Origin of the sequence: Alteromonas sp. H39, from assembly GCF_047556435.1 — a bacterium.
GTDB lineage: Bacteria > Pseudomonadota > Gammaproteobacteria > Enterobacterales > Alteromonadaceae > Alteromonas.
Genome location: NZ_CP180210.1, coordinates 4,199,016 through 4,222,746, shown reverse-complemented (window position 1 = coordinate 4,222,746; position 23,731 = coordinate 4,199,016). Strand labels below are relative to the sequence as shown.

Here is a 23,731-nt window from a genome sequence, read left to right as displayed (position 1 = left end):
GAATTTAGAGGAATTAAACATGGCAGCTAAAGAAGTACGTTTTGGTGATGACGCCCGCACAAAAATGCTGAAAGGCGTTAATACTCTGGCAAACGCAGTAAAAGTAACCTTAGGTCCTAAAGGCCGTAACGTTGTTCTGGATAAGTCATTCGGCGCACCTACCATCACCAAAGATGGTGTATCTGTAGCGAAAGAAATCGAGCTGGAAGACAAGTTCGAGAACATGGGCGCGCAGATGGTTAAAGAAGTGGCGTCTAAAGCGAATGATGAAGCTGGTGACGGTACTACTACAGCAACTGTTCTGGCACAGGCTATCGTAACTGAAGGTCTGAAGTCAGTGGCTGCGGGTATGAACCCAATGGATCTGAAGCGCGGTATCGACAAAGCCGTTATTGCTGCGGTTGAAGAACTGAAAAACCTGTCTACTGATTGTGCAGACAGCAAGTCTATCGCGCAGGTAGGTACTATCTCTGCTAACTCTGACTCAGAAGTGGGTGAGATCATTGCACAAGCAATGGAAAAAGTTGGCAAAGAAGGCGTTATCACAGTTGAAGAAGGTCAGGCTCTGCAAAACGAGCTGGACGTCGTTGAAGGTATGCAGTTTGACCGCGGTTACCTGTCTCCTTACTTCATCAACAACCAGGAAAACGGCACTGTTGAGCTGGATAACCCGTTCATCCTGCTGGTAGACAAGAAAATCTCTAACATCCGTGAGCTGCTGCCTACACTGGAAAACGTTGCGAAAGCCGGTAAGCCTCTGCTTATCATGGCTGAAGACGTGGAAGGTGAAGCGCTGGCAACACTGGTTGTTAACAACATGCGCGGTATCGTGAAAGTTGCTGCGGTGAAAGCACCAGGTTTCGGCGACCGTCGTAAAGCGATGCTGCAAGACATCGCAACCCTGACTGGCGGTACAGTAATCTCTGAAGAGATTGGTCTGGAGCTGGAAAAAGTTCAGCTGGAAGACTTAGGTACAGCGAAGCGCGTTGTTATCAACAAAGACAACACCACTGTGGTTGACGGTAACGGCGACGAAGCGGCTATTGAAGGTCGTTGCGCGCAAATTCGTGGTCAAATTGAAGAGTCTACTTCTGACTACGACAAAGAAAAACTTCAGGAGCGTCTGGCCAAGCTGTCTGGCGGTGTTGCAGTTATCAAAGTAGGTGCTGCTACCGAAGTTGAGATGAAAGAGAAGAAAGACCGCGTTGAAGATGCGCTACACGCCACTCGCGCTGCGGTTGAAGAAGGTGTGGTACCTGGTGGTGGTGTTGCCCTGGTTCGTGCGGCGTCACGCCTGGCTGACCTGACTGGTGACAACGAAGATCAAACCGTTGGTATCAAGCTGGCTCTGCGTGCAATGGAATCTCCACTGCGTCAAATCGCAATCAACTCAGGTGCAGAAGCGTCAGTGGTTGTGAATGAAGTGAAGAACGGCCAAGGTAACTACGGTTACAACGCAGGTAACGACACTTACGGCGACATGCTGGAAATGGGTATTCTTGACCCAACAAAAGTGACGCGTTCAGCACTGCAATTCGCAGCATCAATCGCTTCTCTGATGATCACTACAGAAGCGATGGTGGCTGAACTGCCAAAGGAAGACGGTCCAGCAATGCCTGACATGGGCGGCATGGGTGGAATGGGCGGCATGATGTAAGAATCGCCCCGCTTTTAGAGTCGTTATAAATCAATGACTTAGAAGCCTATCGAAACCAGCTGTGGTACGTTTTGTATCACGGTTGGTTTCACACTTTATTCCCTTATCCTTTTTTCAAACTAAACCAATTCCCCTTTAAGTTTCAACACTTCAGGAAGTTCTTCACGTAAACGCTTAGCCTTTATCCTAAGGTCTCTTAACGCGCTCTATATCGCTCTCTCTGATCGTATCTAGTTCTATCAATACAACTCGATACCACCAACCTGATGTCTTCCCTCAGATCATCACAGTGACTCTCATTGACTCTGATGATGGTGCGCCGTGGGAGGGACCGTTGTGTATTAGATTCGATAGTCGATGGTTATCAGAGGGGAACCCCTAGGGGGGAGGGGCGAGGTGGACCTCTACTTATACGATTGCGGCGTTCCGTAATTTGTGAGAAAAACGGTTTTTACTTTTCGTCATTTTTCCAATCTCTATTCCGATGAAATGGTCGAGGACTTCAACATGGACCCACTAATCCTAGAAACTGCTCAAGATCACCCTACCGCTTACGAGTCAGGACTTGAAGCTCTTTATCGATACTCATCATATTCACCTGATTGTAAGGATAGACACTCTTACTTATTCAGGGAGGGATGGCTTTATCACAGTCAGCCGGAATCATTTAATGACCCATTCGATTGTAAGTATCATTTACGTTGGCCTAACGCACTATTCTATAGTGATGAATTGAGAGGCTTTCTTGGCGATATGCAATTGTTAGCAGGCTTGCTCCCTGAACAAGTAAATGAGGATATTCTTAGTAGATCTTTGGGGATTCTCAGTAATGACGGAGTGAAAGCTAACGTAAAAAGTGCTCTGGAAATCGAATATTCTAAGGCTAGAGTATGTTGCTTCACCTCTACAAATGACAATCAACTTTTCTGGTCTCATTACGCAAATTCCCACAAGGGGTACTGCGTAAAGTTTGCTGTATCAGATAACTCCAAAAGCGTCATATCGAATGCAAGAAAGATTAAGTACACGGACGATTATCCAACTCTCACGTTCCCACTATTCTCAAAGTTAGTTAAGTTGCTCAAGCCGTTCTACACAAAGTCAAAAAAGTGGGAGTACGAAGGGGAGTATAGGAGTATTTTCAGTCATGAGTGGCTTTACCAACTGGAGCACTCGGAGGATGCTTTAAAGCTTTCAAATGACGAAATAACTGATGTGTATTTCGGATCTCAAATGCTGCCTGAAGATAAGGCTGACATCATCGAACTCTGTGAGCAAGGTCCATTTAAACCGAGACTCTGGGACTCCATGCCACATCCTAGTAAATATGAGTTAAGTTTCATTCCTCATGAAGGGTAGTGTCAAAATCTGGGTAGAACCCAAAAATTTCTCTCTGCTTACCTCAGTCACTTTCCGTTACTATCCCGCGCTATCGAATTGATGCCGCGGTAAACCAGCCCGAACTCTTAAACTACTTATCCTGCTAAGAGCCACGTAACTTATTGTAGCCACTTTGTATAATTGCTTCTGAAATACTATACCTAACTATACGTAAAGCAGAGGCGCGGTTAGCCGATATTAATCTCACGCTTTATTTAAAGTCATTCTCAGGGACGCCCTTTTCTATGAATCTGTATCGAAATAGTAGTGTGCAAGTGAAAGCGATGCTTGCACCCGTCATCATCCTTATTTTATTGGTGGTAATTGTTGTCACCTCTATTGCCAATATCAGTAATGTGAGCAAAGACGTTGTCACTATCACCGACGATCTCGCACCCGACAGTGGACTTGCAGCGCAAATTCTGCGCGAAGTGTATCAAAAGCGCTTGCAGGTTAAGGACTACATAAAGACCGCGTCGAAGCAGTCAGTGGAAAAGTTTGAGTCGGCCCAGGACAGATTAAACGAGCATAAAGCTAAAGCGTTTAAAGATATTGGCGATCCGCAGCGTGTATCTTATCTGCAAGAGCTGGATAGTCTGGATAAAGATTATAACGACGCATTTTTTAATGTTGTCGTGAAAAATATGAATGTTCGTGACCAGGTAGTCACTGACGAATTGAATGTCAACGGCCCTGCTATGGAAAAGTCGCTAACGGCCCTGATGACAATGGCAAATACAGAAGATGACGCTGACGGGGTTATCGTATTTGGTAACGCCCTTCGCAACTTATTACTGGCACGAATTTACGTATTTAAATACCTAGACAGCAATGATGCTGAGAGTAAAGCACGGGTTTACCAAGAGTTAGATGAGGCTGCAGCGGTTGCCAGCGCGTTTTCATCAGCCAACCGCGATCCTGCACGCCAGACGTACATCAACGATGTGGTGAATCGATTGGCTCAGTACCGAAAAAGCTTTGATAAGGTGGTATCCGCAATCGATACCCGTAATCAGGCAATAGACAACATTCTGGATGTGAAGGGGCCACAAATGGCCGAGCTTGCATCTTCACTGAGAACCAGTGTGTTTAAGTCTATGAGTGACCAGGGCGCGCTGACCAACGAAACGCTGTCGCAGACGATGCTAATCGTCATCGTGGTATCTGTGATTTCCGCTATTCTCGGACTCGCAATTTCTTATTTTGGCTCCAGAGCGATGGTGGCGCCAATCATCTCGGCAAGTCGTACCCTACAATCCATGGAGCAAACCAATGACCTGAAGCAGCGGCTGTCAGTTAACGGTAAAGATGAAATAGGTCAGCTGGCGACAAGCTTTAATCGCTTTGCTGATAAATTGCAGAAACTGGTAAGTGAAATTATCAATGCAACTGTCCAGCTTTCAGCCGCGGCAGAAGAAATGTCTGAAGTCACCAAAACCACGCGTCATCAGGTGGCCAGTCAAACCGAGGAGACAATGCAGGTCGCTTCTGCAATCAACGAGCTGGAATCTACAGTGAAGGATGTGGCGCATAATGCCGAGAATGCCTCACGTGCAGCGGAAGAGACCGATGTGGAAGCAAAATCAGGTAGCGTCGTCATTCAGAATACAGTAACCGGCATTAATAGTCTGGCGGGAGAAATCGAACAATCATCGCTGGTAATTGAAGAGCTGCGAACTGAAAGCCAGGCTATTTCTACAGTGCTTGATGTGATTAAAAATATTGCTGAGCAAACCAACTTGCTGGCACTGAATGCGGCTATCGAGGCTGCCAGAGCGGGTGAGCAGGGCCGTGGGTTCGCAGTGGTTGCTTCTGAAGTAAGAACGCTTGCTCAGCGCACACAGGATTCCACCCAGGAAATCGAGGGGCTTATCTCTACATTGCAATCTGGCGCTGTTAACGCGGTTAATTCTATGAGCAATAACCAGAAAAGTATTCTCTCACTGGTTGAGCAGGCTGAGGGAGCCACCAAAGCGCTGACATCAATAACGAAGATGGTATCTTCAATCAATGAAATGAACTCGATGATAGCGACCGCAGCAGAACAACAAAGCGTGGTGGTGGGGCAAGTGAACCGCAGCGTTAACAATATTCATGATGTCTCAAGTAGTACGTTGACAAGTGCCGAACAAATATCGGATGCCAGCGCTGAACTGGCCAACCTTGGTTCGAAGCTGCAAGAACAGGTTAGCCAGTTTAAAATATCGTAATGAAGTGTGGTTAGCGGCACAGTGTTGCGAGTAGGTGTAACCGCGTTTGTTAACTGCCAACAACATATCCCGGCTACTTGTCCTTTTGCGCGGTAGCCGTTGGTTAAGCGGATATGCACTCAGTTCGCCAATGACAGCGTTAATTTTGGTCTGCAATACCTTATAATCGACGCCGGATAATCAGCTAGAGACAACACCATGGCAACCGCATCCGCACTGCACATTCTGGTAAAAACAGAAAAAGAAGCCTTATCGATTTTAGAGCAGCTTAAAAAAGGCAAAAACTTTGGCAGCCTCGCCAAGCGCTATTCTACCTGCCCATCGGGTAAGCGTGGTGGTGATTTGGGCGAATTTCGGCGTGGTCAGATGGTAAAAGCCTTTGACGATGTTGTGTTTAAGAAAGAAGTGCTAAAAGTGCACGGGCCGGTAAAAACGCGTTTTGGCTATCACCTTATCAAAACGCTGTATCGTAGTTAGTTCCGGCCTTGTGTAATCGGTGAAGTAGGCAGGTTCATCCACAGTAGCCGTTATTCCAGGCTTGTACGTTGTTGCCTGCAAATTGTGCTGCGAACTGCTTATCGGTGCGACCACAGGGAAAAGTCGACAGCGCAGCGCCTAACGATGCTTCAACAAAATCCCGGTTTACAGGTCGTGAAGGGTCACAGCCGGGACTATAGTTGTTGATGCGACACAGCGAACGGTCAAAGGCGGCAATGCCCAGGAAGGCATCATAGCGCACAAGCAGCGTTTCCATCACATAGGAGTTAAACATTGGAGGCTGCCAAAGTGTGGCCTGGGAATACAGCATCGCTGACTTTCTGTTGGCGACAAGACCATCGCTTCTAACAAAGGGCTGCAGATAACTCCAGTTGGGATCAATCTGTGCCAGCAATGTGTCGTTTTCCAGCAGCATCGATTCAAAGTTAACCGATACTTGCTGGGCATCCATGGGGCCTGACACCTGCGCGCCTGCTAACCGAATCTCTACACTCCCGGTGTCATTGTATGCCCTGCAGTGGTTACCGGACTTTTCAACTTCCCACCCTTGCGGGATCGCAAACGCACCGCCAGACGCCTGATGAATATAAATATCAAAACCTGGATTAAGATTAGCGTGTCCGGCATAGTGGGCAGCATTGATAAGCTGAGAAATGCCCATTGGGGAGTCTGATGTTTGATAGAGATCATTGAGACTGCGGGTACGCATTTTTCTGAACGTAAACTGGCCGCAGTTGATACTTTTCCCCATATTAATATCGGTGTCAGCGGAAAAAACGCGGGAGGCGGTAAGGGTTCCGTCGCCGGATGCCTGTCCTGACATGTCCAGCTCGTTCCCCGACATCAGGTGATAAAAGTTTTTAATGGGTACACCCCAACTGATACTGGCGGTGCCGCTTTCCAGTCCGCCATCTGCAATGCCAACGACCTCGCCTTGTTTGTTCAGTATGGGGCCGCCTGAAATACCGGGGATGAGATGACCATCAAAGCGCAGGATCTCAAGGTCAACAGAAGGCATGCCTACCTGCTTTATCAGCGTGATGGCTTTGTCGTTCAGCATATCCGCCAGCCGGTTACTGCCCGAGGTAACCCGCAGTTCGGTGTCATCCATTGTCGGAGCATTTGCTTCGTATCCAATTACGATAAGCCGGTCGTTGTATTCCGGTTGCAGATTAGACCGCGTAAGCACGGCGTGTGGAAGTGACGCACTTAGCGTTAATACCGCCATATCCGCTTTCTTAAATGTTTTCAGAACGGTGGCTGTTAACGTGTTACCTGACTCCTCATGGTACACGCTGAACTTTTGGCAACCGGCGATAACGTGTAGCGCTGTAACAACCTGATTCGCTTTACCGTAAAGAAATCCGCTGCCATTCTGGGCATCGTTTGCGCACTGCCTGGCCTGAACCCTGACAACCGACTTTTTCACTTCCCGCAATGTGTCGGCATCCATAGCTACGCCAGCCTCTATAGTTATAAGGCTAAGCGCCGTCAATAAACAGCACGTGGTCCGTTTTACACTTCGCATAACACCCTCCATATTGCGTTAACAATATCTGCCTGTGATTCTGCGCGGCTACTTTCAACGATATCGGCAATGTCGGGCCATGGCGCGTCTTCTGCCCGGGCGGCGCTTACCCATTGGGCAGCAGTCCGGTTTCCTGGTTTCAGATTGTTACAGTGAGTCGAGCTGGTGCTGGACGAGAGAACGGTAAGAGGGCCGGGCTTCGAGATAATGTCAGCACCGTCTGGCTTGATACCCAGCCGCTCAAAAGCGGCGTAGGCACGGGCTACGTCTTCTGTGTAGCCGGCACGTTTCCACTCGTTTATCTGGTCACTAATTGAAGGCGCGAGAATATCCTGAACACGCAGCAGTAAGCCGCCAAGCAAGGCCAGAGTGGCAAAGATACCAAACCCCATTATTCTGGATCGCTGTTGTTCAAAATGCTCAGGCTTGGCTTTAGTAAGCCCTAATACGGCGGCGAGAATGGCGGCGATGGCGCTGATTGCTGTACCCACGACCGATGCGGTAGATAAACCGATGAGTAATCCTGTGAGCGCCCCAACGCTGGCACCCGCAATGAAGTCTTCCACTTTGCTCATGTACTGTTCCCTTCGAATCCTGGCAGAGCGCTACGCACGCTGGGTCAAAACTTTACAATCAAGAACAGCAATATGGTTGGTATACGAACAAGTTTTTGCTTTTTATGGATACGGCGTCACGCTGTTTATCTAGTTTGGTCCCTGTTTCCGATAAATTCCAGTTTCCTTTTCCTTTTTGAAAGAGAAGTTTACAAAGTGCGTGGCGACAAGCCATTCACTGGCAGTGCAGTGTGTGCTGATTTTACACAGCTTTAGTGGCAGGGCTTATGCTGTTAGCTAGCGCTCGCACGCATTAGCGAATTAATCCTGCTCGCCGGTATTAGCCGGCACCCACTTCTCTGCGCAAATCCCTTCACTGACAAAGTGCGCATACGGGCTATCAGCATCGTGCAGGTGGCGCGTTATCGCTTTTGCATGATCAACGGTAATAAACGCTTCTGCTGCGGCGCTTCCGTTATCATCCAGCTTGAAATATTCTGAGGTAAAGGTTGTGAGGTACAGGGCGTTGTCCACTCCAGTCTCGGTAAGACGTACCCGGGTAACAGCTTTAAAACGTGCTTTGTCATCGGAAAGTGTCAGAAGCTTTTTATAAAAATATCCGGTATCTGACTGACGTTGTGAAAACACGTTAAGTGTTCTGATGAGCTCAGCAAGATCAATGGCTTCGCGCTGTAACATAAAGTCGTGATGCGTTTCTTGCGGATTGTCTGAACTTTCTCCCGCGGTATAAGCTTGCTGCTTTGCCAGATCATCCAGATAGCGCTGCCCCTCTTCCGGATAGTCGGCTAACGCGCTGGTATTCATCTTTACGTAGTAATCACTGATCCCGGCAGGCACGATATCAAACAGACGGACATCGGGGGTTACTGCAGCTTTCTGTTCTGGCTCTTGTGGCCCCCTTGGCTCGCATCGCTCGGAAATAAAGTAATAGTAATCACCGGCACGCATTGCCTGTGCAGACGAGATGCAGGCAAGAGAGAGAATTGTAAGCAGCGAGAAGCAACGTATCCGGTTTGACATAGCTAAGAAAAACAATCAAATGATGTCGCCAGTGTAACGTGTTTTCCGTCCAGATAGCGATAGCATCGATACCATCTGTGGTGACGCGGATAAAGGGGCTGGTTGCTGTCGCAGTATCATGGTCTACACTTTGCTGACACCAGAAAGAGGAACCGGAAAATGAAAGTGCATGCAAGTGTAATCATGATATTGCTGTTGATTTTCAGCGCACCTGGTATGGCTGCGAATGCAGAAAAGGGGGAAGTAGCAAAAGCGATACATGCCGTTAATGACAGGTTTATGCAAGCCTGGCAAGCAGGAGATGCGCAAAAAGTCGCATCGCTGTATACCAAAGATGCCGTATTTATGGTGCCGGGTATGGCGCCACTTGAGGGGCGACAAGCGATTCAAGACTATATTCAGAATGGCATGGATGCTGGCCTTACCGGCATTGCACTGACTCCTCGAGAGATTCAAAGTCACGGCAGTAATGCGCATGAAATCGGTACTTACACATTAACCACTGCTGAGGGTAACGTTGCTGATAAGGGAAATTACGTGGTTATCTGGAAGCGCGTGAACGGCAAATGGTATTTACGCCGGGATATAACTAACTCCACAATGGCGGCTTCTCACTAAGCTGAAGCGAACAGGTTAGTGTCACTGCAAAATGCGTGGAGACAAAGCAAAAACAAAGCCGCATTGCAGACCATCAATCTGAGGGTATCAGCCCTCAGTTCTGCCGTGCAACTTCCTTCATATGATGTTCCTGTTTGTGACAGGTTCTCAGTCTTTTATATAACTGGTATTTATTGCATTCGGCATTCTGATTACTCCGCAGATACAGTGCTTGTGCCAATAGATACTGTTGATGCGCAATTATTCAACAATGTTATTTTCCGTTTTTATATTTATTTTGCATAACATTTATTCAATCATTAATGGATTTCCATTCCGAATGATTGACATAATGCATTGAAATAGCCGTCACGGTATGAAGAGTGTCATCCTCAGGGAAGCCTGATCAACTGGAGAAAATCATGAAAATCCTGATTTTAAATGAGGCAAAGCAGGCTTCAGAGTCTGGCAGCAAGGAAAGACGCTGCGCCGTATCACCGTCGAGTGTGATGCGTTTGAGCCGGAAAAATGTAGAAATTTTGGTCGAGACTGGTGCAGGGGTATCCAGTCATTATTCAGATTCTGAATTAAAAGAAGCGGGGGCTTCAATTATAGATGATGTGAATGGGGCCGTAAGCGATATTGATGCGCTGATATGCGTTAATCGTCCTCCTGCGGACATCATCACCAAGCTAAAGCCGGGCACGCTGATTGTCGGTCACATCGATCCCTTTTTTCAGCAGCCGTTGGTGACCCAGTTAAGTGAAAGTGGAATGACGACAATATCTGTCGAGATGATTCCGCGTTCCTCCCGCGCCCAGAAGATGGATGCACTGAGCTCTCAAGCCAGTCTCGCCGGTTACGTTATGGTAATGCAGGCGGCCACGCATCTGCCCTCTATTCTGCCTATGATGATGACGCCGTCAGGCACTATCAAGCCCGCGAAAGTCTTTATTATCGGTGCCGGTGTAGCCGGTCTGCAGGCCATCGCCACAGCCAAACGACTAGGTGCGAATGTGCTGGCATATGATACCCGGCCGGTCGTGGCGGAGCAGGTTGAGTCGCTGGGTGGTAAGTTTTTAAAAATTGATATCGGTGAAACCGGGCAAACCAAAGACGGTTATGCAAAAGAGCTTACCGAGGAGCAAAAGCAAAAACTGCAGGACGCGCAACGCGACGCCATTACCAGCTCAGACATCGTTATTACTACCGCGCAGTTGTTTGGACGAAAACCACCAGTGCTGATCACCAAGAATACGCTGGAAATGATGAAGCCGGGTAGTGTCGTGGTAGATATGGCTGCGCAGTCAGGCGGTAACGTGGAGGGCTCTGTACCTGGCGAAACCGTTGACGTAAATGGTGTAAAAGTTATCGGAACGGGCAACTGGAGTCAACAGGTAGCGCGCGCGGCAACAGACATGTACGCCAACAACATCTTCAACTTGCTGGATGAATTTCTGGATGATGAGAGCGGGACGTTTAACCTCGATTTAGAGGACGACATTTTGGCCGGCTGCGTAATCACGCATGACGGAAACATTATTAACGACATGCTGAAATCAGCTTACGAAGGAGCCTGAGATGGAAACGATTTATCTGCTGTTTATTGTACTTCTGGCAGCCATGCTGGGCTTCGAGCTGATCCGAAAAGTCCCTGCGACATTGCATACTCCGCTGATGTCAGGCTCTAATGCTATCTCGGGGGTCACGTTGGTCGGTGCCTTGGTGGCATCCGGTTCCGACAATAATTTACTCACTACGATTCTGGGCACTGCAGCGGTCGCGCTTGCCAGTATTAACGTTGTAGGGGGGTATCTGGTTACAGACCGTATGCTCGGCATGTTCAAGAAAAAAGACAAAAATAGGAGGTGACACGTGACGAATATAGCAACCACAATTAATCTCGCTTACGTTGTCGCCGCAGCGTTATTTATTCTCGGTCTTAAACTGTTGAGCCACCCTTCTACAGCGCGCAAGGGCAACATGATCTCAGCGCTTGGTATGCTGGTGGCGGTAGTGGTGACATTACTGGACCGCGACATCATCAGTTATCACTACATCGTACTGGGTATCGTGATAGGCGGGGCGTATGGCGCGTGGAAAGCGCGCTCTGTACAAATGACGCAGATGCCGGAAATGGTATCGCTGTTTAATGGTTTCGGTGGTGCCGCATCGCTGCTGTTGGGCTGGTCAACTGTCAGTGCCATGACACCCTTTGCCATTAACGCGTCGGGCAATTTCGTGTTTATTACTGTGCTGTTTACCTTGCTGGTGGGCGGCGTAACGTTCTCCGGTTCGGTGATCGCATGGGGAAAACTGTCTGGTAAGCTGTCTTCAAAAGCCGTGATTTTTACCGGCCTGCGAGAGCTGAGCATTTTGCATTTGGTGGGTATGGTTGTGGTAGGTTATCTGTTTGTGACCGACCCGGGTAATCCACTGTGGCTGTATATCGCTATTGCACTGGGGCTTAGCTTTGGCTTATGGGCTACTATTTCAATTGGCGGTGCCGACATGCCGGTAGTAATCGCGCTGCTGAACAGTTATTCCGGTATAGCGGCGTCTGCGGCGGGGCTCGCGGTGGGTAACACCATACTGATTGTCACGGGTCTGCTGGTAGGGGCATCGGGACTTATTCTGACCAACATCATGTGTAAGGCCATGAACCGATCACTGATGAATGTGCTGTTGTCAGGTTTTGCGAAACCAGTGGAAGCGGGCGAAGCCATCACCGGTGAAATTAAAGTGTTGTCAGCGCAAGACTCCTTTTACGTTCTTGAAGCGGCACAGGCTGTGCTGGTGGTTCCTGGCTACGGTATGGCCGTGGCACAGGCGCAACACGCGGTTCGTGAGCTGCAGACACTGCTGGAAGAAAATGGCTGTACGGTGGATTATGCCATTCACCCGGTGGCTGGTCGTATGCCCGGGCATATGAACGTGCTGCTGGCCGAAGCGGATGTGCCTTATGATCAGCTCCATGAAATGGACGACGTGAATCCGCGTATGGAAAATTACGATGTGGTAATTGTCATTGGTGCCAACGACGTCGTAAACCCTGCCGCAAAAGAAATGAAAGGCAGCCCGATTTACGGCATGCCAGTAATTGAAGCCTATCGCGCGAAAACCGTGTTTGTGCTTAAGCGCTCTGCTAATGCCGGTTTCGCCGGGGTGGATAACCCGCTGTTCTTTAAAGATAACACCCGCATGGTGCTGGGCGATGCCAAGGAAACTATCAACAGTATTATTCGCGAGTTTGGTGACGATTAATCAAAAATTAACGGGTAAATAAAAAGAGCCGGTATACCGGCTCTTTTTCGTTGTGCGTACAGGCGTTTGGTTATCAGAAACTAACCAGAATGCCATCCATAGTGGCAACCATCAGACCGTAATACAGCCGACAATCAATATAAAAAGGGCACCATGTACTGAGGATTAATAGCGTTGTACCGCGATACTATCTCTATAAATTACAGGGTTGTAAACCCGTAACGCAATTCAGAATTACGCGGGTTTACCCTCTTTCCGTTACGCATTTCAGACACTTTGCGCAAACTGCGCGTAGCCACGGTTTCGAAGTGTTTATCCCTCGCTAAATAATTAAAAATTAACATTAATTTAACACTGAATTGGAAGATATCACTTTTCTGTGCAAAACTGGTTTTACACGTTGTACAACACCACGCTGCAACGCCTTCTGTTGTCATTAATTACTGTTGCGGGGGATGAACGCTGGGTGTGGTGAATACTTGCGTACGATTACCCTGACAAATGGGGTCCATCCTCTTTGCAGATGGCTAACAGTGAGCCGGTGAAATTTGCCGGCCGGTTAGCGCGTGTAAAGCCAACAACTTTAAATATCAAGGACGAAAAGATGAAACTACCTGCAATTGCTCTTACCTTCGCGCTGCTAGTCAGTGGTGCAGTAGATGCCAGAACCTTTGAAATGGACCGATGCGACACTGACGATTGTGCTTCCTTGTTTGAACGGTACCACACCTATGCGCGAACCCATGCAGATGCCGCGGCGATCCTTGGTGACATGTATCTCAACGGTTATGGCACGGAACCCGATGCGGAAGAAGCGCTCTCGTTGTTCAAACGTGCTGCACGCTGGCGCTCAATGCAGGGCATGTACAAAGCCGGTCAGTTAATGATAGAAAGCGACGATCCGGATGATGTCGGGGATGGACTGGACTACCTGAGAAATGCCGCAAAACGCGAGCATCGTAATGCCAAATTTTTACTGGCTCAGGTATATTCTGACCCCAAGTATGGCATGGTGGATCTCGAGGAAGCGGATGTCTGGCTGGCAGAGTCAATTGAAGATGGCCATCCTCTTGTGAACTTTCCATTGCACCGATTGCAGGAAGCCGGACAGTTAACTCCAAACCAGTTCCCTCGAACATTGGAAAAAGTGGAGGTAGTGAACGCTGAATATGCGGCCACGGAGCAGAAACAAGACAATCAGGTAATTTTGCGCGACGCACCGGCGGATGATAAATACGAAGTTATTACCGTAAATGGCCCCAAACTTGAGGAAATGCTGACGTGGGGGCTGTCCATCTTCAGTACGTCGGACAATGACATTCGCCAACGCACAACAGGAACGCGAATTCGAGGCAAAACCTGCGATGATCTTTGGAACTGTACTTCTGTTTTTAAAACCCGATTCAGAAGAAAAATATCCTACGAAATTCAGTAATCCCAAAAAAAGCAGCGTCCAAACGCTGCTTTTTTATTTCATGTAGCAAGTTCAGGCTTTGTTCACATACGGTTTGTTTGACTGGTGGCTCGTAAACAAGGAAAGGGAAAAACGTATGCGAACACTGATTCTGTTTGGATTGCTTATAATAAGCACGGTTGCTAAAGCGGACACGCTTCAGTTTGGAAAGTGCGACAGCGACGACTGTCAGAAGCTTTTTGGGATGTATCAGAAATACGCGCGAACTCATTCAGATGCAGCCGTGTTGCTGGGCGATATGTATCTCAATGGATATGGTACACAGACAGATAAAAACAAAGCCCTGAAGTATTTCAAGCGGGGCGCTCGCTGGGGATCGTTGCATGGCCGCTATAAGGCCGGTCTGATGATGCTAAACTCAGGCGACCCGGATGATAAAGAGAACGGCCTGAAATACCTGTTAGATGCCGCTAATCGTGGCCATAAGCATGCAACCTATTTTGCCGGAGAAATGTTATCGAATCCGGAATTCGGGATTGTTGACTTGCAGCGGGCCGATCCGTATCTGGCAAAATCTGTCGAGGCGCAATATCACGCCATCAATCAACCGCTGATGCGTTTGCGTGAAAAGGGAAATCTGACGGCAACAACGCTACCGGAAACGATGGCCGCTATTGGAAAAGTGAATCAGTCAGACACTGTTTCTGCTAATGTAAAGTCTACCGTGCGCACGGCACCGGCCTCTGACAAGGCATTCGAAGTCGTCACCGTGAATGGACCTGATCTTAAAAAGTTACTGCTGTTCGGCTTACAGGAATTTCAGGATAGTCCGAATGATATTAACAGTGCCAGCACCGGCACCCGCATACGCGGCCGAACTTGCAGCGAAGTGGCGAACTGTAAATCAGTAGACTTGGAAGAGTTTCAGCGTTACATCTGGTATTTCATAAAATAACAATGCGCTATTTTTAAATGCACTTTTAATGGGGCCAATGCCGGAATTGATTTACTATAGTATATACAACTTATGTACGATTTCAGGCAACGCGCCCTATTATGGCAACCCCTTCTTTTTCCATTAAAACCTGCGGCAACTGCATCCTTATTAAAAAGTCCGTGGAGTGGGATCTTAAAACCGACATTGCTTACCTGAGTGCGCTTTGTAATGAAATGAATAAACGCAAAGGCAAAGCGTTTTATGTGGTTGCCGATATGCGTGGCTGGCGTGTGCCAGACGTTGTAAAGCAATCGAAAGCCAAGGTCGCAATCACGATGGACCGGCGAAATCAGAAAGGCGAGATTTGGCTGTTAAGTGACATAAGCGCGGCCGAACATCTGCTTCCGTTTTTTGAAGGTGAACCATTTCCTCTGGAGCGGGTAACCACTAGTGACGCGTTATTAGCATGGATCACCCCGCGGGTAAGCGAAAACGTCGTAAAAGAAATTGCACTTTGGCTACCCGAACCTGTCTGTTAACCACGTACAGAATTTAATGAAAATCCGTTGATTTTCATAGCGTCCACGCATAGCTTGATTATAATACGCGGCATTGTCGGGCCGGGTCCTGCATGCTTCGGGGCAAGCAACGCATTCCGTTATGGAGTTTGCCGCCTGGTGTATCAGTATCAGTCCGCCGGAACGGTTAACATGCAGTGTAACGACTAACAGCCAACTGCAAATTGAGGTGAAGAACATTGTCAGAATGGAACATTGAAGAAGCTGAGCGAGTCTATGGCGTCTCGCAATGGGGTGGTGGCTATTTTCGTATCGGCGAAAATGGCAATGTACAGGTGACGCCGGTCCCTGGCGACACCAGTATCAATATCGACTTTCAGGCGGTTATCGATGATATCCGGGAAGAAGGTGTGCAGTTCCCCGTGGTTGTGCGGTTTCATGATGTGTTGCGTTCGCAGGTGGCCAGCTTAAATACCATTTTCCGCGACACGATCGAGGAAGCAGAATATCAGGGACAGTATCAGGGTGTGTATCCGGTAAAAGTGAACCAGATGCGTGAGGTGGTTGAAGAAATCGTCGACGCCGGTACGCCGTTTAATTACGGACTGGAAGCGGGCTCAAAGGCAGAATTGCTAACCGTGCTGGCAATGAATACCAACGAAGATTCACTGACCGTGCTTAATGGCTATAAAGACGATGAATTTATGCGTCTGGCACTACTTGGCATAAAACTGGGCCGCAAAGTTGTGGTTGTGGTGGAAAAATACACCGAACTGTTGTTATTGGTAAAAGTTGCCAAAGAGCTAAATATCGAACCCATTATTGGGGTCAGAGCCAAAATGACGGTGAAGGGCCGCGGTAAATGGGAAAGCTCCGGTGGAGAGCGTGCTAAATTTGGTCTTACGATTACCGAAATCATTAAAACGGCGCGCTATCTGGAAGAACACGGAATGGCTCACTGCCTGAAGCTGCTGCACTTTCATATTGGCAGTCAGCTCACCGACATTCGTGCTGTAAAAGAAGCCATGACAGAGGGCGCCCGCATCTATGCCGATCTCCATAAAATGGGCTTTCCGCTTGACTACGTTGATGTGGGCGGCGGCCTGGGCATTGATTACGACGGCACTAATTCGACAAACGAATCGTCGCGTAATTACAGCATGCAGGAATATGTTGCAGACGTCGTCTATGGCATGAAAGAGATGTGCGATTTGGAAGGCGTACCGCATCCAAACCTGGTCAGCGAAAGTGGTCGCGCGATCACGGCTCACCATAGCTGCGTGATTACCGAAATTGTCGGTGAAATTAAGTCAAACAGCGCCAGCATCAATACTGATTCCAAAGAGGGCGAGCACTTTTTTGTCCGGAACATGCGCGAGCTGGCAGAGACATTTGACCAGCAGAGTAACATGCAGGAAGTTTACAACGACGCGTCGCAATACAAAGAGCAGGCGCTTGATGCATTTAAACTGCGTGTACTCACCCTGGAAGAGCTGGCGAAAATCGAAACCCTGTACTGGGAAATCATGACCCGGTTGCAGGCCTACTATGCCAATGCTGAGTATGTGCCGGAAGAGCTTCAGGAGCTGGATTACAGCTTGTCTTCGCAATACCTGTGTAACTTTTCGGTGTTTCAGTCGGCCGCCGATACCTGGGCAATCGATCAACTGCTGCCGGTTGTGCCTCTGACACGCATGAATGAACGCCCGGAAATCAATTGTTCGCTAGTGGACATTACCTGCGACAGCGATGGCAAAATTGATCAGTTCTCAATTGGACGTGAGATCAGTGACGTGATCCCGATGCATAAGCTGAGAAAAGGTGAGCATTACCACATTGGACTGTTTCTGACCGGCGCATACCAGGACGTAATGGGTGACATGCACAACCTGTTTGGTCGCCTGAATGAAGTTCACATCTATAGCTATGATGACGACCCACAGGATTTCTACATCGAGGAAGTTGTAAAAGGCTCATCAGTCGAGGATGTTCTGAACATTATGCAATACAACCCACGCGCCATGGCGTCGGATGTAAAACGCTTGATTGATAAGCAGATTTCACTGGGTAATTTTAATCCCAGAGAAGCGGTCAAGTGGACAGATTTTTACGAAAACTGTCTTAACGGCTACACCTACTTAAAACCATAGACGTCACGCAGGGAGACGCTATTTTTGCTTGTTAGCGAAATAGCGTTTCCAGAATTCTGCGGTAGTCGAATTGATCATGTTCGACTCCGCATTCATCAGCATCACATACCCTGCTCCAGACTCCGGCGCAAACGCGACGTCAGCGCGATAGCCTTTAACCCAGCCACCATGATAATTGATGCGATGCCCGTCGAAATCATAAATTCGCCAGCCAAGACCATAGTGTGCCTCGTCCAGATGCCCACGCCAGCCACGGCGGTAGGTTTCGCGTCGTGTAACTACGCGCGGTGTGGTGACTTTATCGATGATCTCAGGCGTGACCACCGTTGGAAACTCGCCGAGTAATGCCTGCAGATAAATGGTCATATCCCGAATGCTGGCATTAACGCCGGCCGCTGGCGTGAAACGATAATAATTGCTTTCCACTAAGCCTTCTCGCCACTTATTACGCGCGATGGCGATATGGGGGCGGGCCCACTCTGTTGAAGACAATAATGCGCCCTTGCCAGCGCTGGCAGTACGCATGCCAAGCGGCGTGAAAAGCTGGGTCTGAAGCTGTCTGTGGTATGAGGTGTTCTGATTAGTCAGGTAATACTCGATAGCCCCAAACAGCGCATTCTGATAAGTGTAGCATTCGCCTGGCTTGCAAATCGGTTCCAGCTCTCCAAGTTGTTCGAGTACCCGGCGAAGCGGATAGTCAGCTTCAATCAGATTATCATACGCGTTGGGCATAAAACCGGAAGACTGACCGACAATATGCTGCAGTTGCAGACCATTCATGCCATTGCCGCTGAAATCTATGTCTGGCGTAAGCGCTGAGATGGGCGTGGACAGTGACAGAATATCCTGCTCGTGTAGCTTTGCGGTGAGGATCCCGGTAAAGGTTTTTGATACCGACGCCAGCCTGAATACCGTGTCCTCTGTGATCCTATCACCACCACGGTGTGTGTTCCCAAACACAAATACCTTTGGGGTTTCACCCTGCTGATAATATACAAACGCATAGCCAGGCACCTGATATTTGATTGCCTGACGCTTAACATAGTCAGCATAATTGTCTATCCAGTCTCTGGCAGACACGGATACGGGAACCAGTAGCATACTGAGCAACAAAACCGCAACGAAAGCTTGGCGGGTAAACATGGCGAGGGGTGTGGGCAAAGTCGCTCCTGATTATTATTATCACCACCATCCCTTGTGGTGATGTGTTATTACCAAGGAGCTGTTGATCTTTGCCGTACATTTTTGCCGCGGTCTGCGTGCTGTCTGGACAAGGCGGATGTTTGAAGGTCTGCAAGGTGAAACCGAAAACATGCTACGCAGTATAGATGACACACAGGCACTGCCCGAAGGGTGTCGTCATGCAGGCCTTTTACTCTCTGTTGCCGTCCTTTAACTCAGCCCAACTGGCTTACAGAACAGCTTCGCGATTAAAAAGGCTTACAGTCAGACCAAAATTTGTACACCAAAGATCAACAGCCCCTCGCTATTATGCGTATGGCGCAGAGCATAATCAACCTGCAGCCAGAGTGGGACTCGTCCGTCATGCGATAGTTCATTGTCAGTGCCGATTTTGACGCGTCAGGCTGACACATTCAGCGTATGATGACGTCGTTGCACTTTCATTTTACGGCTGGCTTCATGACACACTACACCGATATCGACTATTCACGGGCACGGATGAGTCGTGATCCACGTTTTGATGGCGTATTTTTCGTCGGTGTGACGTCTACCGGTATTTTCTGTCGTCCGGTATGTCCTGCCAGGCTGCCTGCAGAAAAAAATGTACGCTACTTTGAACATGCCTCCCACGCACTTCGTGAGGGCTTCAGGCCGTGCCTGCGTTGTCGGCCAGACAGCGCACCTAACTCTTATGCGTGGCTGGGGGTGCAGACAACAGTCAGGCGGGCAGAAAGGTTATTAAGTGCTATTCCGCCGCAGCCGGTGGCAAAAATCGCGTCTCGTTTAGGTATCAGCAACCGCTATCTAAATAAGTTGGTAAACACTCACTTTGGCGTCTCGCCCAAAACTTACCAGACTATGCAAAAGGTACTTTTTGCCAAACAGCTGTTGCAGCAGTCTGTGTTGCCAGTAGATGAGGTAGCGCATAGCTGTGGGTTTGAAAATGCCAGAGCATTACAACGGGCGGTGAAGCAATACTGTAAAGTCACCCCCGCCTCGCTGCGCAGGGCGCAGGGGCATGCTGGGCAAACTCCGGCTCTTACGCTGTTTCTGCCTTACCGGCCCCCTTATCACTGGAGACAGGTGCGAACTTTCTTACAGCAACGTGCTGTCGCTGGTACAGAGAGTGTCAGCGACAATAGCTATTGGCGTTGCCTTGGTGACGAAGACGGTTCAGGTTATGTCATGGCTCGACATCATCCTGACAGGCATGGCTTTGCGGTAACGGTGTCAGTGGACAACCTGCAATTTACTCACAAAATCATTGCCAGCCTGTCCCGGGTGCTGGACTTACACGCCGACCCTCGGGTCATACGGGACACGTTGATAGCTGCCGGGATTCCCGAAGCGCTTATTACTGAGGGACTTCGTTTGCCAGGCTGCTGGAGCGCCTTTGAAGCTGGTTGTCGCGCTATTCTTGGTCAGCAGGTAAGCGTTAAAGCCGCCGTTAATCAGGTGGCAAACTTAACCCGTGAACTTGGCGAGGCAACGTCACTGGGGACTGCGTTTCCGTGCGCAGAGTCGGTGGCCGAGTCTGAACTGAGCTTTTTGAAAATGCCGGGGGCAAGAAAGCAGGCATTACGTGATTTCGCCCGGTATTGTACTGTGAATGCGGACATTAACGTGAAAGACGTACTGGCGCTAAAAGGAATAGGACCCTGGACAGTAAGTTACCTGCAAATGCGTGGGTTCTCTGAACCGGATATTTATTTGGAAGGCGACCTGATCGTGCGTAAAATTGCGGCGCAGCATCTGCTGAACCCGGAAAAAGCACACCCCTGGCGAAGTTATTTAACTATGCAGCTGTGGCAACTGGCCTGATATTGATAGGGAAAAAAGATGTATTCTCAAAGCTTTCGTAGCCCCTGTGGCAACCTGACCGTCAGTGCCAGCGAGCGCGGCGTCACGGCTGTGACGTTTACCGGCAACCGGGTACACAACAATCAGCCAGGCAGAATTACCGCGCTGGCCTGTGAACAGTTGCAGGCTTATTTTGCCGGTGATATCACTACCTTTGACTTACCTCTCGACTTGCAGGGCACTGACTTTCAAAAACGTGTCTGGCAGCAATTGCTGCGCGTAAATTACGGCGAAACCGCCAGCTACGGTGACATCGCAGTGCAGCTGGACAACCCCAAAGCGGTGCGCGCCGTGGGTATGGCAAACAGTAAAAACCCGGTCGCGATTGTTGTACCCTGCCACCGTATTATCGGCAGCAATGGTTCGCTTACAGGCTATGCAGGTGGGCTAGAACGAAAGCGGTATCTGCTTAACCTGGAAGGAGTGAAGATCTGATATGGGAATAAAGCACATCGTGGCGCTTATCGTACTGGCGGCTATCTGGGGCGGCTCGTTCATGTTTATGCGGGTAGCGGCGCCAGAGTTTGGTATTTACGCCTTAGTCGAGTTTCGCACGGTATTGGCCACATTGGTGTTGTTGCCATTTCTGCTGGCGACCGGTGACTGGCGCAATATGTTTCGCGACTGGAAGCCGATTGCGTTGGTGGGTGCGATAAACACCGCGATCCCTTTCGTACTGTTCAATTATGGTAGCCTGCATCTTGAGGCCGGTGTACTGGCAATTTTAAATGCGACAGCTCCCATGTTTGGCGCACTGGTGGCGTATTTCTGGTTAAAAGACCGACTTACGCCAGTCGCCGTAGGCGGACTGATACTGGGCTTTGCCGGCGTCGCGGTAATCAGTCAGCAAAAAGTGGGCAGTGGTGAGGTCAGCTTTCTTCCCATTTTAACGGTACTGATTGCTACCGCGTGTTACGGCCTTGCTGCAAGCATGATTAAAAAATGGCTGACAACCACGCGTCCACTGACCATCGCCACCGGCAGTCAGCTGATGGCATCGGTGTTGCTGCTTCCTTTCGCGCTTACCACACTGCCCGACAGCATGCCTTCGACAACAGCATGGCTAAATGCGACAGCGCTGGCCGTTGGTGGAACCGGCATTGCCTATATTCTTTATTTTTACCTGATTGGCAGCGTGGGACCGGCAAAAGCCATCACGGTGGCCTACCTGGTACCGTTGTTCGGGATCTTCTGGGGGCTGGTGTTTCTTAATGAGACGTTGTCGGTACAGGCCATTACCGGCGGGATCATGATCCTTACAGGTGTCGCGCTTACCACAGGGGCTGCCGGACTGCTGCGTCAGCGACACAAACGAGGCAAGGTAACCGGTACCGGTTGAGAAATACCCTGGTGTATTAATCGCTCACTCAGCGCATGAATACGGATTGATATCACTACTACCGCCTTCTGAAATATTCCGCCGGTGCCGGCTGTCACCTGCTCTGCCTGGGGACAACAGGCGCTGAGGTCATGCCCTAGTCAATAAGCTGCACGCGAACCAGATTACAGCCATCGCGACGGGCCTGATACAGGGCATCTTCTGCATGCGCGGTGACTTCGTTCATCGGGCGCTTACTGGCGGTAAATGACACCCCGAAAGAGCCGGTAATTTGCAGCTGTGGGTGGCTGGAAAGTGGCGCAGATGTCGCCAGCCCGTGACGCAGGTTTTGCGCTATTTCTGTGGCCTCGTGCGGGCCGGTGTCAGGCAGGAAAATAATAAATTCTTCGCTGCTCCAGCGCCCTATCACATCGTCCTCTCGGGTATGGGAGGACAGGAAAGTGGCAACTTTATCCAACACTTCATCACCGGTGTTGCGACCATAGGTGTCGTTTATAGCGGTAAAATTATCAATGTCCACGAGGATCACGCTGATAGACTGCCTGCGCTCAGTGAGGTCGTTGTAAATCGGCTCTATGTGGTTGCGGTCCGGAAGCCGGTTGGCATTCCTGACAATGAGTTCAGGCTGCATATCGCGACGGAAGTAATACAGCAGATTATAAATAAGCAAAAACAGCGAAAAAACGACAATCAGTAGCGTGACTACGCTGAAGATAAACGCCTGCGAGATTTCGGCCTGACGATCATCCAGCGGGCTCAGCAGATAAACAGTCCAGTTAAACTGATTAAGTTTGACCTCAGCAATCAGATAGTCCTTCTGGTCAATGGTGACCAGTTTATTGTTCAGGGCTCGCAGGCTCTGGGTCTCTTCCGGCAGACTGGCGAACCAAGGCAGCTCTTCCAGATTGGTAAAATCTGAATATTCCGCAATCAGGTTGCTGTCAGAAGACAGCATGATATCGCCTTTCTCATCGACAAACAGAAAATCGTATCCATACTGCTGTTTGTAGACCTCGAAAATATTAATAAAACTTTCGAGACTTTTGCCTACACCAAAAAAGCCGAGAAATTGTCCGCTGTCGTCATATATTTTTATATCAATGTAAAAATGCGTGTCTTCCCACTTGCCGATATCGGCAACGGCATCAGCATCGACGTCTTTATACTTGAAGTACCAACTGACTTTGCCTTCTTCAAGCTTGCGCTTTTCACCATACGAATGGTACTGCATGCGTTCTTTTTCGCTGGCGATAAAAAAGGTCAGGCCGAATTCGTCTTCCAGACGCAGCAACGTGCGCATTACCCGATCCTCATCCAACGAGTCTGCTTCCATGAGCTCGATCAGTTCCTGCGACTTCCCAAGCGCTTCGGCAGTATGTAGCGGCTTCAGGATCTGATCGACAATCAGTGAGATAGCGGGCGACAAGGACTGTTGCTGGGCACGGCTTTGCTCTGCCACAATTTTAGAAATGCTAAAGTGCACCAACGTGACAATGGCAATAACAACAACGGCAAAAAGAAGAAGAATGCTTCTGTGGAGAGTCCTGAAGGCGTTCACTGACTACTCGCGCTCCCTGGCAAATCTGAACGTGTATTTAAATA

Annotated in this window: 20 protein-coding genes; 15 read left to right on the top strand and 5 right to left on the bottom strand. The window is 49.1% G+C overall.

Features of this window, described 5'->3' with window-relative positions; genetic code table 11:
- Nucleotides 1-19: 19 nt before the first annotated feature.
- The 4 genes from groL (at nucleotide 20) to ppiC (ending at nucleotide 5,724) form a co-directional block, all read left to right on the top strand.
- The gene (groL, locus tag ACLBLI_RS18390; RefSeq protein ID WP_414828981.1) at nucleotides 20-1,657 is read left to right on the top strand and encodes a chaperonin GroEL; all 1,638 of its coding nucleotides are present in this window, start codon (nucleotides 20-22) and stop codon (nucleotides 1,655-1,657) included.
- Between the two features lie 507 nt (nucleotides 1,658-2,164).
- Nucleotides 2,165-3,016 (top strand): DUF2971 domain-containing protein, encoded by an 852-nt coding sequence (locus ACLBLI_RS18385; protein WP_414828980.1) that lies wholly within the window; start codon nucleotides 2,165-2,167, stop codon nucleotides 3,014-3,016.
- Between the two features lie 266 nt (nucleotides 3,017-3,282).
- Nucleotides 3,283-5,247 (top strand): methyl-accepting chemotaxis protein, encoded by a 1,965-nt coding sequence (locus ACLBLI_RS18380; RefSeq protein WP_414828979.1) that lies wholly within the window; start codon nucleotides 3,283-3,285, stop codon nucleotides 5,245-5,247.
- Nucleotides 5,248-5,445: 198 nt separating this feature from the next.
- Nucleotides 5,446-5,724 carry a peptidylprolyl isomerase PpiC gene (gene ppiC, locus ACLBLI_RS18375; RefSeq protein WP_414828978.1) on the top strand — a complete coding sequence of 93 codons (279 nt, stop codon included), beginning with the start codon at nucleotides 5,446-5,448 and terminating at the stop codon, nucleotides 5,722-5,724.
- A 34-nt stretch (nucleotides 5,725-5,758) separates the two neighbouring features.
- On the opposite strand, the gene ACLBLI_RS18370 is transcribed toward ppiC, so the two are convergent.
- From ACLBLI_RS18370 to ACLBLI_RS18360, 3 genes are all read right to left on the bottom strand, one after another.
- Nucleotides 5,759-7,273, bottom strand: a complete 1,515-nt coding sequence (locus ACLBLI_RS18370) for a S1 family peptidase (RefSeq protein WP_414828977.1) — start codon at nucleotides 7,271-7,273, stop codon at nucleotides 5,759-5,761.
- The gene (locus ACLBLI_RS18365; RefSeq protein ID WP_414828976.1) at nucleotides 7,261-7,848 is read right to left on the bottom strand and encodes a hypothetical protein; all 588 of its coding nucleotides are present in this window, start codon (nucleotides 7,846-7,848) and stop codon (nucleotides 7,261-7,263) included. The genes ACLBLI_RS18370 and ACLBLI_RS18365 overlap by 13 nt, the downstream gene beginning before the upstream one ends.
- Before the next feature lie 300 nt (nucleotides 7,849-8,148).
- A complete protein-coding gene (locus tag ACLBLI_RS18360) occupies nucleotides 8,149-8,868 on the bottom strand; it encodes a hypothetical protein (protein WP_414828975.1) in 720 nt (239 codons plus the stop codon).
- 159 nt (nucleotides 8,869-9,027) lie between these two features.
- Here ACLBLI_RS18360 and ACLBLI_RS18355 point away from each other — a divergent pair, with 159 nt between their 5' ends.
- The 8 genes from ACLBLI_RS18355 to speA all read left to right on the top strand — a co-directional run bounded on the left by ACLBLI_RS18355 (nucleotide 9,028) and on the right by speA (nucleotide 17,748).
- Nucleotides 9,028-9,486, top strand: a complete 459-nt coding sequence (locus tag ACLBLI_RS18355) for a YybH family protein (RefSeq protein WP_414828974.1) — start codon at nucleotides 9,028-9,030, stop codon at nucleotides 9,484-9,486.
- Between the two features lie 401 nt (nucleotides 9,487-9,887).
- Nucleotides 9,888-11,045, top strand: coding sequence for an NAD(P) transhydrogenase subunit alpha (locus ACLBLI_RS18350; RefSeq protein ID WP_414828973.1), 1,158 nt, complete (start codon nucleotides 9,888-9,890; stop codon nucleotides 11,043-11,045).
- Nucleotide 11,046: 1 nt separating this feature from the next.
- Nucleotides 11,047-11,337, top strand: coding sequence for an NAD(P) transhydrogenase subunit alpha (locus tag ACLBLI_RS18345; RefSeq protein WP_414828972.1), 291 nt, complete (start codon nucleotides 11,047-11,049; stop codon nucleotides 11,335-11,337).
- Between the two features lie 3 nt (nucleotides 11,338-11,340).
- On the top strand, nucleotides 11,341-12,729 hold the full coding sequence (locus ACLBLI_RS18340) for an NAD(P)(+) transhydrogenase (Re/Si-specific) subunit beta (RefSeq protein ID WP_414828971.1): 1,389 nt from the start codon (nucleotides 11,341-11,343) through the stop codon (nucleotides 12,727-12,729).
- Nucleotides 12,730-13,333: 604 nt separating this feature from the next.
- Nucleotides 13,334-14,164, top strand: coding sequence for a tetratricopeptide repeat protein (locus tag ACLBLI_RS18335; RefSeq protein ID WP_414828970.1), 831 nt, complete (start codon nucleotides 13,334-13,336; stop codon nucleotides 14,162-14,164).
- Between the two features lie 115 nt (nucleotides 14,165-14,279).
- Complete coding sequence (locus ACLBLI_RS18330) at nucleotides 14,280-15,098, top strand: tetratricopeptide repeat protein (protein WP_414828969.1); 819 nt, start codon at nucleotides 14,280-14,282, stop codon at nucleotides 15,096-15,098.
- A 101-nt stretch (nucleotides 15,099-15,199) separates the two neighbouring features.
- Nucleotides 15,200-15,619 (top strand): hypothetical protein, encoded by a 420-nt coding sequence (locus tag ACLBLI_RS18325; protein ID WP_414828968.1) that lies wholly within the window; start codon nucleotides 15,200-15,202, stop codon nucleotides 15,617-15,619.
- Between the two features lie 218 nt (nucleotides 15,620-15,837).
- A complete protein-coding gene (speA, locus tag ACLBLI_RS18320; RefSeq protein WP_414828967.1) occupies nucleotides 15,838-17,748 on the top strand; it encodes a biosynthetic arginine decarboxylase in 1,911 nt (636 codons plus the stop codon).
- A gap of 18 nt (nucleotides 17,749-17,766) precedes the next feature.
- Here the strand turns inward: speA and ACLBLI_RS18315 are convergent, their stop codons facing one another.
- Nucleotides 17,767-18,891 (bottom strand): serine hydrolase domain-containing protein, encoded by a 1,125-nt coding sequence (locus ACLBLI_RS18315; protein ID WP_414831004.1) that lies wholly within the window; start codon nucleotides 18,889-18,891, stop codon nucleotides 17,767-17,769.
- Nucleotides 18,892-19,389: 498 nt separating this feature from the next.
- Here ACLBLI_RS18315 and ACLBLI_RS18310 point away from each other — a divergent pair, with 498 nt between their 5' ends.
- The 3 genes from ACLBLI_RS18310 to ACLBLI_RS18300 are packed head-to-tail and all read left to right on the top strand — an operon-like array spanning nucleotide 19,390 to nucleotide 22,129.
- Nucleotides 19,390-20,751: an Ada metal-binding domain-containing protein gene (locus ACLBLI_RS18310; protein WP_414828966.1), complete on the top strand. Its 1,362-nt coding sequence runs from the start codon at nucleotides 19,390-19,392 to the stop codon at nucleotides 20,749-20,751.
- An 18-nt stretch (nucleotides 20,752-20,769) separates the two neighbouring features.
- Nucleotides 20,770-21,225 carry a methylated-DNA--[protein]-cysteine S-methyltransferase gene (locus tag ACLBLI_RS18305; RefSeq protein ID WP_414828965.1) on the top strand — a complete coding sequence of 152 codons (456 nt, stop codon included), beginning with the start codon at nucleotides 20,770-20,772 and terminating at the stop codon, nucleotides 21,223-21,225.
- Between the two features lies 1 nt (nucleotide 21,226).
- Nucleotides 21,227-22,129 (top strand): DMT family transporter, encoded by a 903-nt coding sequence (locus ACLBLI_RS18300; protein ID WP_414828964.1) that lies wholly within the window; start codon nucleotides 21,227-21,229, stop codon nucleotides 22,127-22,129.
- A gap of 136 nt (nucleotides 22,130-22,265) precedes the next feature.
- Here ACLBLI_RS18300 and ACLBLI_RS18295 read toward each other — a convergent pair whose 3' ends face one another.
- Nucleotides 22,266-23,687: a diguanylate cyclase domain-containing protein gene (locus ACLBLI_RS18295; protein ID WP_414828963.1), complete on the bottom strand. Its 1,422-nt coding sequence runs from the start codon at nucleotides 23,685-23,687 to the stop codon at nucleotides 22,266-22,268.
- Nucleotides 23,688-23,731: the final 44 nt, after the last annotated feature.

Excerpts from the sequence above, each read along its gene's own strand:
- ACLBLI_RS18380 (WP_414828979.1), top strand. The coding sequence starts at position 3,283 with ATGAATCTGTATCGAAATAGTAGTGTGCAAGTGAAAGCGATGCTTGCA.
- ACLBLI_RS18305 (WP_414828965.1), top strand. The coding sequence starts at position 20,770 with ATGTATTCTCAAAGCTTTCGTAGCCCCTGTGGCAACCTGACCGTCAGT.
- ACLBLI_RS18345 (WP_414828972.1), top strand. The coding sequence starts at position 11,047 with ATGGAAACGATTTATCTGCTGTTTATTGTACTTCTGGCAGCCATGCTG.
- ACLBLI_RS18365 (WP_414828976.1), bottom strand. The coding sequence starts at position 7,848 with ATGAGCAAAGTGGAAGACTTCATTGCGGGTGCCAGCGTTGGGGCGCTC.
- ACLBLI_RS18300 (WP_414828964.1), top strand. The coding sequence starts at position 21,227 with ATGGGAATAAAGCACATCGTGGCGCTTATCGTACTGGCGGCTATCTGG.
- ACLBLI_RS18330 (WP_414828969.1), top strand. The coding sequence starts at position 14,280 with ATGCGAACACTGATTCTGTTTGGATTGCTTATAATAAGCACGGTTGCT.
- ACLBLI_RS18335 (WP_414828970.1), top strand. The coding sequence starts at position 13,334 with ATGAAACTACCTGCAATTGCTCTTACCTTCGCGCTGCTAGTCAGTGGT.
- ppiC (WP_414828978.1), top strand. The coding sequence starts at position 5,446 with ATGGCAACCGCATCCGCACTGCACATTCTGGTAAAAACAGAAAAAGAA.
- groL (WP_414828981.1), top strand. The coding sequence starts at position 20 with ATGGCAGCTAAAGAAGTACGTTTTGGTGATGACGCCCGCACAAAAATG.
- ACLBLI_RS18315 (WP_414831004.1), bottom strand. The coding sequence starts at position 18,891 with ATGTTTACCCGCCAAGCTTTCGTTGCGGTTTTGTTGCTCAGTATGCTA.
- ACLBLI_RS18385 (WP_414828980.1), top strand. The coding sequence starts at position 2,165 with ATGGACCCACTAATCCTAGAAACTGCTCAAGATCACCCTACCGCTTAC.
- ACLBLI_RS18355 (WP_414828974.1), top strand. The coding sequence starts at position 9,028 with ATGAAAGTGCATGCAAGTGTAATCATGATATTGCTGTTGATTTTCAGC.
- ACLBLI_RS18325 (WP_414828968.1), top strand. The coding sequence starts at position 15,200 with ATGGCAACCCCTTCTTTTTCCATTAAAACCTGCGGCAACTGCATCCTT.
- ACLBLI_RS18360 (WP_414828975.1), bottom strand. The coding sequence starts at position 8,868 with ATGTCAAACCGGATACGTTGCTTCTCGCTGCTTACAATTCTCTCTCTT.
- ACLBLI_RS18370 (WP_414828977.1), bottom strand. The coding sequence starts at position 7,273 with ATGCGAAGTGTAAAACGGACCACGTGCTGTTTATTGACGGCGCTTAGC.
- ACLBLI_RS18350 (WP_414828973.1), top strand. The coding sequence starts at position 9,888 with ATGAAAATCCTGATTTTAAATGAGGCAAAGCAGGCTTCAGAGTCTGGC.
- ACLBLI_RS18310 (WP_414828966.1), top strand. The coding sequence starts at position 19,390 with ATGACACACTACACCGATATCGACTATTCACGGGCACGGATGAGTCGT.